Source organism: Paenibacillus sp. sgz302190, from assembly GCF_059820445.1.
Window position 1 is genome coordinate 121,966 of sequence record NZ_JBZYAO010000008.1, and the last position, 15,069, is coordinate 137,034.

Below are 15,069 nucleotides of genomic sequence, written 5' to 3' on the forward strand. Positions count from 1 at the left end.
ACTTATTGTAACTGGTGCGGACCGTTTAGAAAAGAGAACAGCGTCACGCCCGCCAAAACGATTCTATCCCTCCCCATCATTTTCCTTTATAATAGAGATGTCCAACTACGTTCAGGCATTTGGAGGAAAGCTCTGCATGAAACTTTCGGAATTGCTATACGACAACACGGCATCCATTTTATCCCATACGGCTACGCTTGTCATTTTATCGATTATGTTTGTCGTTTCGCTGAGGCTTTTTTTGGACAGGCGAAAAAAAGGCTACTTGTCGATGACGATCTCGCTGCTCATCTTGGGCGCTCACGATATTTTGCAGCTCTATCTGGTCTTTACTTCCCTGGATACGAGTCTTCTGGCCTACTCTTCGCTCATGCTGAAAATCGTCTCTTTCGTGCTGGTCAACATGGGCATTTATCAGCTGTACAACCGGACGCACAGGAAGCAGTACGTATTTTTCTACGGACTTATTATTATGGGATTTGTCGTGTCTATTTTACATTTTTATGTTCCGCAGTGGTACAACGGTGCGCCGCATCAGGTTCGTCTGCTTCAGGATATCGGTCTGGAGCTCTATATGTTCGTGCTTATTTTTCTCTGTTTCTATATGATTCCCCCGTACATCGGCCAGCAGGTCAAGTATCAGATGGGGTTGATGGTATTTTTTTTCATGCAGGCCGCACACGTCCTGAATTCGTATTTGTACGGGGAAGTAAAGCCGTGGCTGACGATTGCGACCTACGTCCTGCCTATCGTGTACTACTTTTTACTGTTCCTGCTGCTGTTTGAAAGAGTCGTCGAGCTGATGCAGGCTATTTATAATTCATCGATAACGGACGGGCTTACGCGGCTGTACAACCGCAAATTTTTTTACAACCGGGTCAGCCAATATGTGCAGCGGCACATTCCCGTGTACATTTTGTTCAGCGATATCGACAACTTCAAAAAATTGAACGATACGAAAGGCCATCAGATGGGCGACGACGTGCTCAAGCAAGTTGCGCAAATTTTGAAGGAAGAGGCGGAAGAATGCGGCATTGCCGGACGATACGGCGGCGAAGAAATGGTCGTCATGGTCACCGATCCGAAGGTGAAAATGGATGCTTTTGCCGAACGCGTCCGCAAGCGCATTGAGGAGGAAACGATCGTCACGGCCAGTCTCGGCTACAGCAAATACAAAAGCGGGCTGAGCGCCGAAGAGCTGATCAAACAGGCGGACGAAGCGATGTACAAAGCCAAGACGACCGGCAAAAACAAGGTGGTGAAATACGGTTAATGCACAAATACCGCGCAGCAGCGCTATGGTTGACATTCCCTTTTATCGGCCTATTGATTTCCGTCATTGTATACCCTCTTGCCATACATAACAGCAAGCTTCCACATGCCTACACTTACTACAAATTTAAAGCCGCCAATGGCGTAGTGCTGCATGCGCTCAAAACGACGCCCGACAATATCGCCCTCAAGGCGATCGACCGCAATGTGACGGAAACCGGCTTATACGGGATTAACGGCGGTTTCTTTTACAACGGCGATTTGCTCAGCATCGCGGTTACGGACGACGCCCCGGCCAAAGGCGAAGCCAACGACTACGGGACAGGCTGGTACAACACGGACGTGCCGCGCGGCACGCTGGTGTGGGACGGTGCCGCGCACAAGTTCGGCATCCAGAACGTCATGCATGCAGGCGAACTGCAGGTTACGGACCGCAAGCGCTATTGGGCGCAGGGCGGCGTAAGCATGAAGCTGGCCGATCCGGCCGGCTGGGAAGCGCAAATGATCGCGGAAGAAATGCCCGCTTATGACGAAAACAGGCTGCGCTCCGGCGCCGCGTACGATACGCAAGGGAACGTCTGGCTGATCGTGACGCCGACTCCCTGCACCGTCGAGCAGTTCCGCAGCGCCATTTTGCAAAAAGTCGTACCGGGCAGGCTCATAGACGGCATTTTCCTCGACGGAGACGGTTCTTCCCAGTTAAACAGCCGCCCAACGAAGCTCAAAGGCGACGGGCGCGAAGTTTATCAAATGCTGCAAATTGTCAAATGAGCGACCATTCGTCCTGACTGTAGTACAATATAGGCAATCCCGGTTAAAGGAGATGGATCAAGCATGGACCAAGAGCTTAAAGTAATGCTTCAGACGATACTGGAGAGTCAGCAATCGCTGATCAACAATCAGGAAAAATTTCAGCAGGAACTTGAATCAATTAAAAGGAATCAAGAATCGTTCCAACATGACCTTGAACTTGTTCATCAAAATCAAGTAACGTTCCACGACGCAGTCCATGCAAGGTTCGACAAACTGGACAATGAAATATACGGCATACAAAAACAACTTGAAAGAATAGAATCCAACAGCAACCAGGATATTATAGCTATGCTTGAAGTCATAAACGGGCGGTTGGAGCATACGGCAACTAAGGAGGATATTGACTTTTTGGCCGGAAAACTGGGACAGCACGATCTGGAAATAGACAGGCTGAAGCGGATTAAATAACTGCAGGCCTGCAATTAGCAAGAAAGGTCAAGAATCGGGCTCGAATCCGGTTTACAATGGGGATAGCGCAAAAGGGGGCCGCACATAAGTGTGAAAGTGGACTACTTAAAGCAGATTCAAGCGACGATCGATTACGTGGAGGCACATTTGGCCGATGAGCTGTCATTGGCGCGACTGGCGCAAGTCGCGAAGCTTTCCGACTTTCATTTTCACCGGGTCTTCCAGTCCATGGCGGGAGAAACGGTAATGGAATACGTGCGCAAACGTCGTCTGGCTCGGTCGGCTTATCAGGTAGCTTACTCGGATTCGCGGCTGCTCGACATTGCGTTGGAGAACGGCTTTCAAAACCATGAGACGTTCACCCGCGCCTTTAAGCGCATGTTCGAGATGACGCCGGCCGATTACCGCAAAAAGGGAATCAAACCGCCGACATACTCGAAGCTGAATGTGCTGCAGCGCAAATACAATCCTTATTTGGGAGGCATTCGCATGGAATACCGTATCGTAACCAAACCCGCATTCAAAGTCATCGGCTATGAGCTTCAAACGTCGACGCATAATGGAGAAAACTTGCAGCAGATCCCAAGCTTTTGGCAAGATTATATTCAGAACGGCTGGTCCCGCCGCATTCCGAATCGTGTCCACCGCGATAGTCCGGTAGAACTCGGCATTTGCCACAGCTTTGACATGGACGCCGGAACGTTCACGTATTTGATCGGCATGGAAGCGGAGCATTTCGAAGACGTTCCCGACGATCTGTTATGCCGCGAATTCGCTTCGGCCGAATACGCCGTGTTCACAACGCCCAAAGTGCCGCAAGACCAGTTCTCGCCCTCGATTCAAAGCACCTGGAAATCGGTGTTCCAGGAATGGTTTCCGCATTCCGGTTACGAGCACGCCGGAACGCCGGAGTTCGAGCTTTACGACGAACGCTGCCATTCGGACAAACAGGAAGTACAGATGGACATCTATGTTCCGATTAAACGTAAAAACGCCTAATATGCAGCAAAGGATGCAGCCTTATTGTAGGGGCTGCATCCTTTGCTTTGTACAGCTAGGAGCCAGGAGCCTGTCCCATGAACTTAGTATGCGAAATGACGGATGTTATGCAGGCGTTAGCGGCATAGAGGCAGTCATAGGTCGACCGACCGCCGTCAGGGAGCGCAAACACCGCACACTGGGAGCTGAGCGCAAATGCAAATCCGCCCGCCAGACTCCTAGCGATGTCGGAGTCACGCCGTAAGCCGCTCACATTGTGCAGGGCTGATTTTCGATGGCAGCCTCTTGCCATCGTTCTGGCCGGCGCTTCGAATTCTACGCTCCGCCGTATTGTTTTTGCTAGATTTGACTGATTTGCGAAACGGGTCTGTTCGATCGCTCTTTACAACTATTAGCGTTTTGGCCGATGCTCATGATCCTAAAAAAGACTGGATAAATACCAGAGTATTGAGAAAGCCGCAACGCTCTGTCAGGTCAGTTAGCCTGAGGAGGGCTAATTGGGGCTGCAGCCGTTCGTGAAGCGGCTTGGCAGCCCGTAAAGCCTGCGAAAGTGCAGGCTTTTTATGCGGATGAGGCCCGTTTTGAGAAAAAGCCTGCGATTGTGCAGGAATTCCTGATCAAAATGATCCTGAACCCATTTATTCGCGAAAAAAACTGCAGATTTGCAGGAATATTTCGCTGCTGGCATACCAACGAGGAAAAAGCTGCACTTTTGCAGGTTTTCCGCGCGCGTTCAAACAGACGGGCTTCCTCCTGCGTGCGAGTTTTTCAACAATCTGGTAAACACCCAGTATCATTAAAAAAGTTAATGCTTGCGGAAAAGCTGATATTCAGTTTTACTTAAACACCACTCTGTAATATAATAATTGTGTTCTCACAGCAGCTCAATTTGAAACAGCTCCTCCAGATCTTTGCCCAATACATCGCTCAATTTTTTGGCCGTCGCAGGTCCTACCGGTTTCATGGAACGTTCTAGTAAGCTGATATAAGCATGGCTTAAACCCGAATGCTTCGCCAGTTCTCTCTGGGTGTAGCCCTTAATAATTCGCGCTTTAATGAATGCATCGGACTTCGCCATAATTCTCATATCCCTGCAAATCCCCCGTTCTCTCTTTTGTTTACAACTGTTAATTCCATTGAACCGCTTTATTTCAGGTTAAGTGACTTTATATCCATTAGAAACCTTATTGCATCTCGGCTGCGTTGGCACTCAACCTCCGTTCTCATTTTGTTCCCCTGATTGACATTATACCATTATTTTCCGCTATTGCAATCAATTATGTTTACTTTTGTATATTTTTTTCTTGTCTGGCTTTGCTTTACTTTTGACAGCACAAAAAAGCCAAGTCCCGGCAGTACCGACTGCCAGGGCTAGGCTTTTTATCGAGAAAGTTCCTGAAAATTTCTTGTGCAGCCGGCAGATCGATATGGAGACGGTACGGTTCTGTCCCCACGCAAGCTCGCCGCCGCCCAAAAGCGATAACATGACTTTTCGCGTACGCCAGAATGAGCGCAGCCGCCCATCTGCTGGAGTCGACCGACATGCCGATCAGCCAAATCGCGCAGCGGGTCGGCTATTCGATTGTTGAACGCTTGGCGACGCCTTCAAGTAATATAACGGCCCCCCGGCAAGTCTGTCCTCGTTTCGCACAAAGTATCGTCCGCTCAGCTTGCTCCCGAGCATGAGTTCACCCCGAGCTGACAAAAGCGCCGTCGGACTCGCGCCAGAAAGCCTGCAAAAGTGCAAAAGTGCATCTTTTTTGTTCGCAGATGCGCGTGCTTCGAAACATTCCTGCAAATGTGCAGGTTTTTTAACAAATATGCGAGCTCGAACACATTATGAGCCGGAATTCCTGCACTTTCGCAGGCTTTTCCTCCAAACGAACCACTTGCACGGAAAATACCTGCACTTTTGCAGGCTTTGCGGACTGCCTGGCCGTTGAGCAGACTATTAACCGCTGAGCCGGGACTGTCGAGCCGCTGAGCGGACTGCCATGTCGCTGCGCGGACTGCCGAGCCGCTGAACGGACTGCCATGTCGCTACGCGGACTGCCAAACCGCTGCGCGGACTACGACCCGCTTGGCGGAGCCCCGGAGCCCTGGCCCCCCGGCCTACCGGAGCCCGCGGCTTATTTTAGCTTGTCCAGCTTGTTCATCAGCAGCCGGATTTTGGCATCCGTATCGGACCCCTTCGACGGCGTGTACACGCTGCAGCGCAAGTCCGACCGCCCCTGCACCTGCATCGTCGTTAAATCGAACAGCATTTTTCCGACTTTGGCGTGGCGAAACTCGATGAATACTTCCGGTGCAGAGCTGACATCGTTGTGGTTCCAAAACGTCCGGAACTCCGGATTGCGCTCCCCGATTTTTTGAATAAATTCGCTGTACCAGTTGTCTCCCGCGTACTGCCCGTAGTAGGAGCGGAACATCCCCAAAAAGCCCCTCACAAAATCGCTCCAATTCACCGCCAGCGCCTTCAGCTCTTTGCGCGTAAACAGCAGCCAGATCATGTTGCGTTCTTCCGCGGGAATCCGTTCAAAATCGAGAAATACCCCGGCCGCCGCCTGATTCCAGCCGACAATGTGGCACCTCCGGTCGAAAATAATCGCCGGGCACTCCCGAAGCTCAGTCAAAATCCGCTCCAGCGCCGGGCTGATCGTCGGCGTACTGTCGACAACGGCGGTTGGCGCCGGCTGCTCCAAAGCCAGCAAAAACATATATTGACGCTCATCTTCGCTGAGCTGCAGCGCAAAAGCAATCCGTTCCAGCACCTGGACGGACATTTTGATCTCTCTTCCTTGTTCCAGCCACGTGTACCAGGTTGTGCTGACGCCTGCGATCTGCGCGACTTCCTCTCTCCGCAGCCCGGGCGTGCGTCTGCGGCTGCCTGCCGGCAGGCCAGCGTCGCTCGGCAGCAGCTTGGCCCGGTGCGCCGTCAAAAATTCGGATAACGCTCGCAAACGTTCTTTCGAATCCATCAAAAATCCCCCCATCATGTAACTCATTATACCAGTATAAACCATAACTTGTAATAGGATAATTCTTATGCCAAACTATTAAAAAAGCTTAGGAGGGATCATCTGTATGAAACGAGTAGTCATTACGGGAATGGGTGTCATTAGTCCGATCGGACAGGATGCGGAAACGTTCTGGAAGAATTTGGTCGAGGGACAGTCGGGTATTTCACATATTGACACGTTCGATACCTCGATCTACAAAACGAATGTTGCCGGGGTCGTCCGCGGCTTTGACCCGGAAGCCGCCATCGGCGGACGCGATGTGCGCAGAATGGACCGCTACTGCCAATTCGCGGTCGCGGCAACCAAGCAGGCGCTGGAGGATGCCGGCCTCAGCATCGATGAGACGAACGCCGAGAAGGTCGGCGTCTATATCGGTTCAGGCATCGGCGGCATCCAGACGATGCTGGACAATTACCGGACGCTGCTGGAGCGCGGTCCGGGACGGGTAAGCCCGACCGTTGTGCCGATGATGATCGCCAACATGGCCGCCGCGCAGGTGAGCATCCGCTATGGCATCAAAGGCCCCGTGCAGGCACCCGTCACCGCCTGCGCCACCGGCAATAACGCCATCGGCGAGGCGTTCAAGCTGATCCAGCGCGGGGGCGCTGAGGCCGTCATCGCCGGCGGAGCCGAGGCGACGGTCACCGACCTCGCGCTCGCCGGCTTCGGCAACGCGACGGCGCTTGCGGGGCGTACGGACGCGCCGGAGAAGGCCAGCCGCCCGTTCGACGCGCAGCGCGACGGCTTCGTCGCCGCCGAAGGCGCGGGCGTGCTCGTGCTGGAGTCGCTCGAATCGGCCGAGCGGCGGGGGGCCCGCATCCATGCCGAGATCGTCGGCTATGGCACGACTTCGGACGCCTACCACATCGTGGCGACCGATCCAGAAGGCGATGGGGCGTACCGGGCCATGCGCATCGCTCTTGACGACGCCGGGCTCGCCGTGGAGGAGATCGGCACGATCAACGCGCACGCGACAAGCACGCCGGCCGGCGACCTGTCGGAGACACTCGCCATCAAGCGGCTTCTCGGCCGCAGAGCTTACGAGGTGCCGATCAGCGCGAACAAATCGATGCTCGGCCATATGATGGGCGCCGCCGGCGGCGTGGAAGCCGTAGCGCTCATCAAAACGCTGCAGGAGCAAGTCATACCGCCGACGATCAATCTGGAGCATGCAGACCCGCAGTGCGATCTGGACTATGTTCCTTTGAAAGCAAGACCCGCTCAGCTTCAAATCGGCTTGTCCAATTCGTTTGGCTTTGGCGGCCACAACGCGGTTGTCATTTTCAAAAGATTTTCATAAACATTTTTCCGGCCTCATCCTCGCGATCCAGTTATTAGTATATGAATCCTCCCAAAGGGATTGTAATAACTAAAGTAAACTGTTAATATATTAATGTTAACTTATGTTTACTTATGGATCGTTCGTGAGGGTGATGAAACGTGTATTTTTACGATAAATTAAAAGATATGCGCAAGTTGAAAGGTTTTACGATCCGCGAGCTGGCCGACCGTTCGGGAGTTTCTGCGGCATACATTTCCCAATTGGAGAACGGTAATCGCGGCGTGCCGTCGCCGGAAGTTTTGATGAAGCTGTCCGAAGGACTGAACACTTCGTACTCGGAACTTATGGAAATTGCCGGATATTTGGAGTCCGCCCAGCCCGTTCAGGAATATCAAAGCGATCCCGTCAATCTGCGCCGGTTTATTCGCGAGAATGAGCTTATGTTCGACGGAATTGTGCTGACTCCTGTGGACAAAGAATGGGTCGAGCGCATGCTCACCGTGCTGTTCTGGAAGGAGCGCAAGGCGCGCGACGCCGCAGAACAGCAGGAGAATAGCTGATGAACAGCAATCCCTTTGAAATGACACCCTAAGTCCGCTCCGCTGGAAATCGGGTCTTTCGAGGATTTTCGTTAAACCAAAAAAGGGATTCCACGGTCAGCCGCGGTATCCCTTTTTGATGTTTATTCCAAGCCGCCCTGCACATTCAACTTGTAAACGACCAACCGGTCCGGAGCGGAATCTTCCTTCGAATCCGTTTGCGATAATAACCGCAATTCTCTGTCCTTCGTGATCGAATCCGTCGTGTAATTCCCGGAAAGCCGGTATCTCGTCGCCTTCCCCGAGCCGGTATCGATTGCGACAAGCTCCTCGTGATCCGTCGGCAGTTCGCTTCTGCCTCCGGGCCGAAGCGTAAAATACAGCTTCCCCCTGTCCGACAGCAGCTTGCCCATGTTGGCTTGAAGCTGCCAGAATAAGGTGCCGACCGTTCCTTTGTCCGGCTCAATGCGCAGCAGCCTGTAGCCTTGGATCAAGTAAAGCGCGCCAAGCTCTTTATTAAACGTATAGGAATTTTCGCCTGTCGGGGTAGCATCGTAAATCCCGTCCGGCTGCGACCGGGGGAACGAAATTTCCTTTTGCCAATTTCCGTGGCTGTCAAATACATGCATCCGGTCATCCAGCAGCAGGAGCACCTGATTGCGATACGGAATTAGCTTGGCGGACCCGCTCATGTTGGTCATTGCGCCAATATAATGCGTTATTATCGTATGTTTGCGGGTATCGTACAAGTAAAGCCGGTCCATAAGGAAAACCCATAGCATATGGTTCGCAGCTTCGTATACAGCTTCCGGGGCGGCGCTGACGTCGACAAGAGGCAGTTGCCCTGTCTCTTCCGCACGGGACGGCTGGAGCGAAATCTGCTTCAGTTGCCGGTTCATAAGCAGAACGCCTTGCAGGCTTTGAACTTCAAGCTCTTTTTGAGCTGTTACGGTGAGCCGCGAGGGCACCGGAACGCTCGCTTCATCCACCAGCTTCCACTCTCCGCTCAGCTTTAAAACCCGGTTGCCCACCGTATCGGCCACATACCAGTACCCTTCTTCTTGCGCAAAATCAGCCGCTGTCGCGCACGTGACATAACTGCCTGCAGAGCAGCGGACTTTCACCGGCAATCGTCCGGCCGTTTTGAATCCAGCCGCAGTATCCCACGTTTCCATCGTATCGTTGGACAGCACGTACCAGACGCCTGCAATCTGCCGGATCGTGCGGCCTGCGCTGCTGTCCCCGCTTCCGCTGTTGTCCCGCCGCCGCAGCGCCTCCTGCAGTTCCGCGGGAATGGAAGACGCATCGCTGCCCGCATGAAGTTCCGGAAAAGAGAAAGTCAGCTCTTTTTGCGGATTGTGCCGTTTCTTTTCTTCGATCGTCTGCCCCTGGGGAAGATCCCTCATCCACAGCGCGCTAGTGTCTTCCTGCTGCCGTACGTTCATCAAATCGCTAAGCGACAAATAGTGCCGAATCCCGTCTTTCGTCGCAGCTACCAGCTTATTGTGCCGCACGATTTCGGAGAAACCCGCCAGCGATGCGGCAGCCGAATGCGCCTCCTCCTGAGAACGGGCCGGCGAGGCCGGCGGATAAGACAACGTTTCTATTCGCTGTGCGCTTGTTTTTACAAAACTTTGCCCGTCAATCAACGTCCAGCCCTGCTCCAAAAGCTGAGGCGAAGGTGTGAACAAAACCGGGCTATAGGATGGAAGCAGGACGCCCTTGGAAGTTTTGTCCCCGGCGCTTCTGACTAGAAGAAGGAAGGCGTCCTTACCGGAATAAACCGGCTGCAGCTTGAGAACCGGGTCCGTCGGAAACGGCATGATTTGCTGGAACTTATATCCCGACAAGCGAAAAATTTGCGGGCCGCCCCCTCCCGCCTGATAGACGAGCAAACCCAGGTCATCTTCCATCATGTAGGCGCCGTCGTGCTCTTGAACGTTATCAAATCCGTCCTTGCCGAAAACGGGCTGACCTGACGCGGCAGACGCCTTTTGCAAATTCGGAGAGTAATCGTTCACATAAAACTGTTCCCTCGCCTGCCCGCCGATCCAGTATTCCTGGTACAATTCATCTTTATTTTCGAGAAAAAGCGCGCCCGCCGGTTTTTTGGAAAATGTAACTCTTTTGACAGACTCAGGGGCGAGCTGGATGTCCCCCAGCCTTTTCAACGGATTGCCGGTCAATGCAGCGAGATTGATTTCATACCAATCCCCTTTGCCTTTTTGAACGGAAAGCCCGATATAGGCGGTCGTCCCGCTTCTCCATATGTAGCCTTTTCGCACCGCAGGGAAATTTAAAGGGATATTTTGATAATTGGCGCCGCCGATCCAATCGTAACGAATTTGATTGTTTTGGACGTAAACGACCTGCTTATCGTTGCGCAGCAAAATCAGGGGCTCTTGCGTATCCGTTGAAAAACCTTGCTCGGCCGTCTTCCAAGCGTTTATTTCCTGCAGCTTTCGTTCGATATCGGCGGAAGTGTGATCCGGCTTCGCCGCCAAAGGTTCCGGGGAAACGGACGGATCGGCTCCACGGAGAACATCCTTCAACCGCTCCTCCGGACGTCCGTATGCAAAATAGCTGACGATCAGAATTATTCCGACAAGCAGGCACGCGGCGCCACTCATCCAAATCTTTCTATTCAACCGGTCTCCTCCCTCCCGCCGGAATCTGCGAAGCTTGTCTATCAACTAGGCTAAGAGCGCTTACAGTCAAAACCTATTTTATTTTACCATAGTAAAAGAAAGAAAGAGTATACAAATCCAAAAAGTCATCGCAAAAAAGATAAAACAAGCGGGACTTGGGGCCTGATCCCTGCGATCCCCACTTGCGCAGCAGCAGCATTGCCGCAGCCAAGGTAAATATTGGATGAATTACTAAAAAATTATCAACACCGAGGGCATCTTTCCGTGCCGCGAAATGTGCCGTCACCTCTGCCGAAACGATGTACTGCATCGTTCCTTGTGGGATAGCTAGGTGGCACTGCTCTTTAGCAGCCCAAAGGCCCGGCAGCCCAAAAACCTGCGAAAGTGCAGGTTTTTTTCACAAAAGTAGCTCATTTTGGCAAAAAGCCTGCAATTGTGCAGCAATTTTCGATAAAAATGAGTCGGAACCCATGCTCGCGGCGAAAAGCCTGCACAATTGCAGGAATATTTCGTAGCCAGCGCATCTATGAGCAAAAACCTGCACTTTTGCAGGTTTTCTTCACGTTACAAGGTAGATTGAGCAGGAATGTCCGACCAAGACAGGTCATAAACTATATTCTAGCGAAAAAACTGTATTTTCCCATAAAATGTTCGAAACAAGCGCACCAATGAGCAAAAACCCCCCACTTTATACGAAAATATAACGCAGTAGACCTGGTTAATTTCACACTGTGGGGGTGACGCCCACAACGTTATAGGAGTTTTTTCAAGTTTTCTTCGTGCAGCCAGGCAGATTGTGCGCCGGCTCCGGCGTGTGGGTTTCTAGCAGCCTGGCTTCTGAGGATGTTCGGCACTGCGCGTTGCCTGCGATATGCCCCCGGCCGGCCGCAGGTTTTTCGGGCGATCCCGCTAGCAAGCCGACATAGACGCGCAAAAAAAACAGGCCGCCCCCTCCGGCAGAATTCAGCATTCATCTGCTTTGGGAACAGCCTGTTTATGTTATTTTGCGTTGGCGAGCAGGCGTCTCGCTGTGCCGTTCTCGGTTTCGATCAACTCGTAAATGTTAACCGATACCGGAGTGACGAACTGCTGGGAAGTGACGTTGCTCGCATCGATGATCTGGGTGCCGCTGATCAGCTTGTTCGCGCCTGTAAAGGTAGCGTCTTTGGAACCGAGCACGCGACCCGCACCATCGACAATTTCAAATCTCAGCTTGGAGAAGTTGTTGTCGACGACGACATTTTCCTTTTGCGTAATGTCCAGATCCAGATTGATTTTATAGGAATATTGCGACTGGGCATAAGTGAAAGCGACAAATGCGCTGTTCAGCTTTAGATCAAACGGATATAAAGAGTACGTATTGCCGGTTTCTTCGGTTTGAGCCTTCGTTTGCAGCGAAGCGACCGTTGTCGTGTAAGGCGCCGCCGCCTGCGCGTCCAGCAGCTTCATGGAGAACGTGTCGCCTGTTTCCGACTCCGGCACATTGTAAGAGTAGCTGACAACGTAGCTGAGGCCCGGATTCATTGTAGTCGTTACCTTCGCTTGCCGGGAGCCGCGGTAAGTGACCCCTTTGCCGTTGGCCAATTCCGTTTGGAATGCCGGAACGTCTGCCGGCACATCGCTTTTGTTCGTCAGCTTGAATTTGGCGACGACCGTTTTGAAGCCTTCGCCCGGATTCTCGTGAAGGTGCAGCTCCATCAGCGACACTTCGGTTTTGCTGTCCACCACTTTCGTCATAGGGTCGAAAGCGATCGGAGTGCCGATCGTGTAAGCCGTGCCAGCCGCATTTCCTTGTCCGGCAGCCGGCCAAGCGAAGCCAAGCTTGCCCGTGTTGATCGGCGTTGCCTGCGCGCCCGCTTTGGCGATGAACGAATCCGTGGTGACCAGCAGGAGGTCGGAAACCGTCGCACCGTTGTCAATCGGAATGGCGAAGTGAATGTATTTCTTTTCGCCTCCGTCCAAAGTTACGGCATCCTGCTCCGTTCGTTTGCCTTCGAACGTTTTTTGAGCGGTTTGGGCATCCAGACGGAAGGTCGGAACCGTTTCCCGGCCGCTTCCCGGATTTTCGGCAAGCAGTGTAACTACGACCGCCCGGCCGCCGCTCGTATTTTGTGCAGCCGCTGCAGACGACGTGTTTTGCGCAGCTGCTGCAACCGGCGTATTTTGCACAGTCGCTTCAACCGGCGTGTACACAAGCCCCGAGTTCAGCCCGGGAATCGTGAACGCCTGTCCCCAATTGAGCAAATCAAGCTTTTGCAGCGCCGCGTTGCCGGTTCCGTACCATACGGAGCTTGCCGGCATCGTCAGCAGCGTCGTTTCCTGCTTCGGATACGAATAGATGTCCACGTTGACGAAGGAGATCGAGTCGATTTTAGTCAATTCTTTGCTGTCAACGACCGCCATGTAGGTCAGTTCGCCGATTTCTTTCGGCTGCAGAGCCGCCTTGTTGCTCACGCTCGGCTGAAGCGTATAGACGAGGCCTTCCGCCGTCCGCACGCGAAGCTCATGCTCCGGCAGGCGGTTTTGCGTCTCGCCTCCGTTGTATACCCTAACGGTTGCCGATATTTGCAGGCCGTTCGCCGTAGATTCGACGGCGATATTTTTAATCGCCGCGCGAATGTCGCTCGTCAGCCCGTAATTGGACGACGGAGCAGCTGCGACAACTGCCGCAGCGTCCGCAGCGAACACCGGAAGCCCTCCTTGAATGATCATCGTACCGATGACTAACGCGGTAAAACCCGTTTTCCATGGTTTTTTCATGCTCGTGTACTCCTTGTTCTGAGATTTGCGTTTCTTATTTGGCTGCCGGAGTCGCCGATGGCGAAGGCTGGGCCGCTTCCGCTTTTTGCCCGTCCTTCAATGTGTTTTGCCCGGTTACGACAAGCTGTTCGCCGTCCTTCACACCTTCAAGCACCTCTTGAAACTCCCCGTTGATGCGTCCAAGCTTCACTTTGCGTTTTTGATACTGGCCGTCCTGCAAAATGTACACATAGGTGTCCGATTCCTCGCGGACGACGCTTAAAGTAGGCACGGAGACGACTTGTTCTTCTTTTTCCGTTGTCAGTTGGACCATGTAACGCGTGCCCGGCTGCAGCTGATGGTCGGGGTTCGGGACCTCAAGCTCCAACGTATACGTTTTGGTCGTTGCGCTCATGATCGGCGCCAAATAGCTGATTTTGGCGGTTCCCTTTTTATCGGGGGCGTCCGGATTGTAGTATACGAGCTCCTGCTTGCCTTTGACAAGCTGATAGTTCGTTTCGGACAGCTCCGTTTTGATTTTAATCGGGTCAACCTGCTGTACCTGGCCGACTTTTCCCGCCGCTGCGGAAACGCTCTGTCCGACGACGATCGTAAAGTCGGTCAAAATGCCGCTGCCCGGCGCTTTTACGCTGTAGTTCTCCAGCGAGCGCGTTGCGTCATCCAGGGCAAGGGCCGATGATTCGGCTTGCGTTTGTATCGACGATATCGAATCGCTTGAATCGAAAGCCGACAGCTTGTTTTGAACGGATTCGAGATTCATCTGCGCCGTGTCGAGCGCCTGCTTCGTTTGATCGACCTGATGCTGGGTTACGAGGCCCGCGTCGAAGTCATTGCGGATCTTGTTGTAATCCTGCTTGGCATTTTGCAAAGCAGTCTGCGATTTTGTCACGTTATCCGCCAAATCTTTGCGGTTGTTGACTTTGTCTTTTTGGGCTTGCGACAGCGATTCCTGGGCGCTGCGCAGGGCGAGCTCGCTCTTCTGTTTGGCCGACACCGCATCTTTGCTGTCGATCACGAACAAAACATCGCCCTTCTCCACGTACTCGCCGCGCTTTTTCAAAACTTCCGTGACCTCGCCGTTCGCTTTGGGAATGACGTCCAAAGTCGTGCCGGCCGCTAAGTCGGCCACCTGTTCAATAGGACTGCTGATCGAATGCTTCGCGATCGCATCGGTTTTTACCGGTCTCGGCGTTATTTGCGTGGTTGCCGCACCGCTCCCGCCCGGAGCCGAGCAGCCGGCGGCCAGAAGCGCAGCCGCAGTCAAGAGAGCGAACACTCCTATAGTTTTACGTTTGTATTTTTTATTTTCCGTGCTAACCTTTTTCATC

General features: G+C 52.9%; 13 protein-coding genes. 7 read left to right on the forward strand and 6 right to left on the reverse strand.

The window, feature by feature from the left end; translation table 11 throughout:
• Positions 1–136: 136 nt before the first annotated feature.
• The 5 genes from AC6RNO_RS11955 to AC6RNO_RS11975 all read left to right on the forward strand — a co-directional run bounded on the left by AC6RNO_RS11955 (position 137) and on the right by AC6RNO_RS11975 (position 4,336).
• Entirely contained in the window at positions 137–1,273 is a 1,137-nt protein-coding gene (locus AC6RNO_RS11955) for a diguanylate cyclase (RefSeq protein WP_497105567.1), read from the forward strand.
• A complete protein-coding gene (locus tag AC6RNO_RS11960) occupies positions 1,273–2,043 on the forward strand; it encodes a hypothetical protein (protein WP_474679385.1) in 771 nt (256 codons plus the stop codon). Before AC6RNO_RS11955 ends, AC6RNO_RS11960 begins: the two co-directional genes overlap by 1 nt.
• A gap of 63 nt (positions 2,044–2,106) precedes the next feature.
• On the forward strand, positions 2,107–2,493 hold the full coding sequence (locus tag AC6RNO_RS11965; protein ID WP_497105568.1) for a hypothetical protein: 387 nt from the start codon (positions 2,107–2,109) through the stop codon (positions 2,491–2,493).
• Positions 2,494–2,583: 90 nt separating this feature from the next.
• A complete protein-coding gene (locus tag AC6RNO_RS11970; protein WP_497105569.1) occupies positions 2,584–3,492 on the forward strand; it encodes an effector binding domain-containing protein in 909 nt (302 codons plus the stop codon).
• Positions 3,493–4,042: 550 nt separating this feature from the next.
• Positions 4,043–4,336 carry a hypothetical protein gene (locus AC6RNO_RS11975; RefSeq protein ID WP_488434804.1) on the forward strand — a complete coding sequence of 98 codons (294 nt, stop codon included), beginning with the start codon at positions 4,043–4,045 and terminating at the stop codon, positions 4,334–4,336.
• Positions 4,337–4,366: 30 nt separating this feature from the next.
• Here the strand turns inward: AC6RNO_RS11975 and AC6RNO_RS11980 are convergent, their stop codons facing one another.
• Both AC6RNO_RS11980 and AC6RNO_RS11985 read right to left on the reverse strand, forming a co-directional pair.
• The gene (locus AC6RNO_RS11980) at positions 4,367–4,579 is read right to left on the reverse strand and encodes a helix-turn-helix domain-containing protein (RefSeq protein ID WP_474679389.1); all 213 of its coding nucleotides are present in this window, start codon (positions 4,577–4,579) and stop codon (positions 4,367–4,369) included.
• A 1,042-nt stretch (positions 4,580–5,621) separates the two neighbouring features.
• Entirely contained in the window at positions 5,622–6,470 is an 849-nt protein-coding gene (locus AC6RNO_RS11985; protein ID WP_474679390.1) for a helix-turn-helix transcriptional regulator, read from the reverse strand.
• Between the two features lie 106 nt (positions 6,471–6,576).
• Between AC6RNO_RS11985 and fabF the strand changes: the two genes are divergently transcribed.
• Positions 6,577–7,812, forward strand: coding sequence for a beta-ketoacyl-ACP synthase II (fabF, locus tag AC6RNO_RS11990; protein WP_497105570.1), 1,236 nt, complete (start codon positions 6,577–6,579; stop codon positions 7,810–7,812).
• Positions 7,813–7,952: 140 nt separating this feature from the next.
• Entirely contained in the window at positions 7,953–8,354 is a 402-nt protein-coding gene (locus AC6RNO_RS11995; RefSeq protein WP_474679392.1) for a helix-turn-helix domain-containing protein, read from the forward strand.
• Positions 8,355–8,476: 122 nt separating this feature from the next.
• Here AC6RNO_RS11995 and AC6RNO_RS12000 read toward each other — a convergent pair whose 3' ends face one another.
• The 4 genes from AC6RNO_RS12000 to AC6RNO_RS12015 all read right to left on the reverse strand — a co-directional run bounded on the left by AC6RNO_RS12000 (position 8,477) and on the right by AC6RNO_RS12015 (position 15,068).
• Entirely contained in the window at positions 8,477–10,981 is a 2,505-nt protein-coding gene (locus AC6RNO_RS12000) for a hypothetical protein (RefSeq protein ID WP_497105571.1), read from the reverse strand.
• 73 nt (positions 10,982–11,054) lie between these two features.
• Positions 11,055–11,291, reverse strand: a complete 237-nt coding sequence (locus AC6RNO_RS12005; protein ID WP_497105572.1) for a hypothetical protein — start codon at positions 11,289–11,291, stop codon at positions 11,055–11,057.
• A 689-nt stretch (positions 11,292–11,980) separates the two neighbouring features.
• Positions 11,981–13,741, reverse strand: coding sequence for a hypothetical protein (locus tag AC6RNO_RS12010; protein WP_497105573.1), 1,761 nt, complete (start codon positions 13,739–13,741; stop codon positions 11,981–11,983).
• Between the two features lie 34 nt (positions 13,742–13,775).
• Entirely contained in the window at positions 13,776–15,068 is a 1,293-nt protein-coding gene (locus AC6RNO_RS12015; RefSeq protein ID WP_474679395.1) for an efflux RND transporter periplasmic adaptor subunit, read from the reverse strand.
• Between the last annotated feature and the right edge of the window lies 1 nt (position 15,069).

Coding starts and splice junctions, on each gene's coding strand:
- AC6RNO_RS11955 (WP_497105567.1), top strand. CDS start 137: ATGAAACTTTCGGAATTGCTATACGACAACACGGCATCCATTTTATCC.
- AC6RNO_RS11960 (WP_474679385.1), top strand. CDS start 1,273: ATGCACAAATACCGCGCAGCAGCGCTATGGTTGACATTCCCTTTTATC.
- AC6RNO_RS11965 (WP_497105568.1), top strand. CDS start 2,107: ATGGACCAAGAGCTTAAAGTAATGCTTCAGACGATACTGGAGAGTCAG.
- AC6RNO_RS11980 (WP_474679389.1), bottom strand. CDS start 4,579: ATGAGAATTATGGCGAAGTCCGATGCATTCATTAAAGCGCGAATTATT.
- AC6RNO_RS11985 (WP_474679390.1), bottom strand. CDS start 6,470: ATGGATTCGAAAGAACGTTTGCGAGCGTTATCCGAATTTTTGACGGCG.
- fabF (WP_497105570.1), top strand. CDS start 6,577: ATGAAACGAGTAGTCATTACGGGAATGGGTGTCATTAGTCCGATCGGA.
- AC6RNO_RS12005 (WP_497105572.1), bottom strand. CDS start 11,291: ATGCAGTACATCGTTTCGGCAGAGGTGACGGCACATTTCGCGGCACGG.
- AC6RNO_RS12010 (WP_497105573.1), bottom strand. CDS start 13,741: ATGAAAAAACCATGGAAAACGGGTTTTACCGCGTTAGTCATCGGTACG.
- AC6RNO_RS12015 (WP_474679395.1), bottom strand. CDS start 15,068: ATGAAAAAGGTTAGCACGGAAAATAAAAAATACAAACGTAAAACTATA.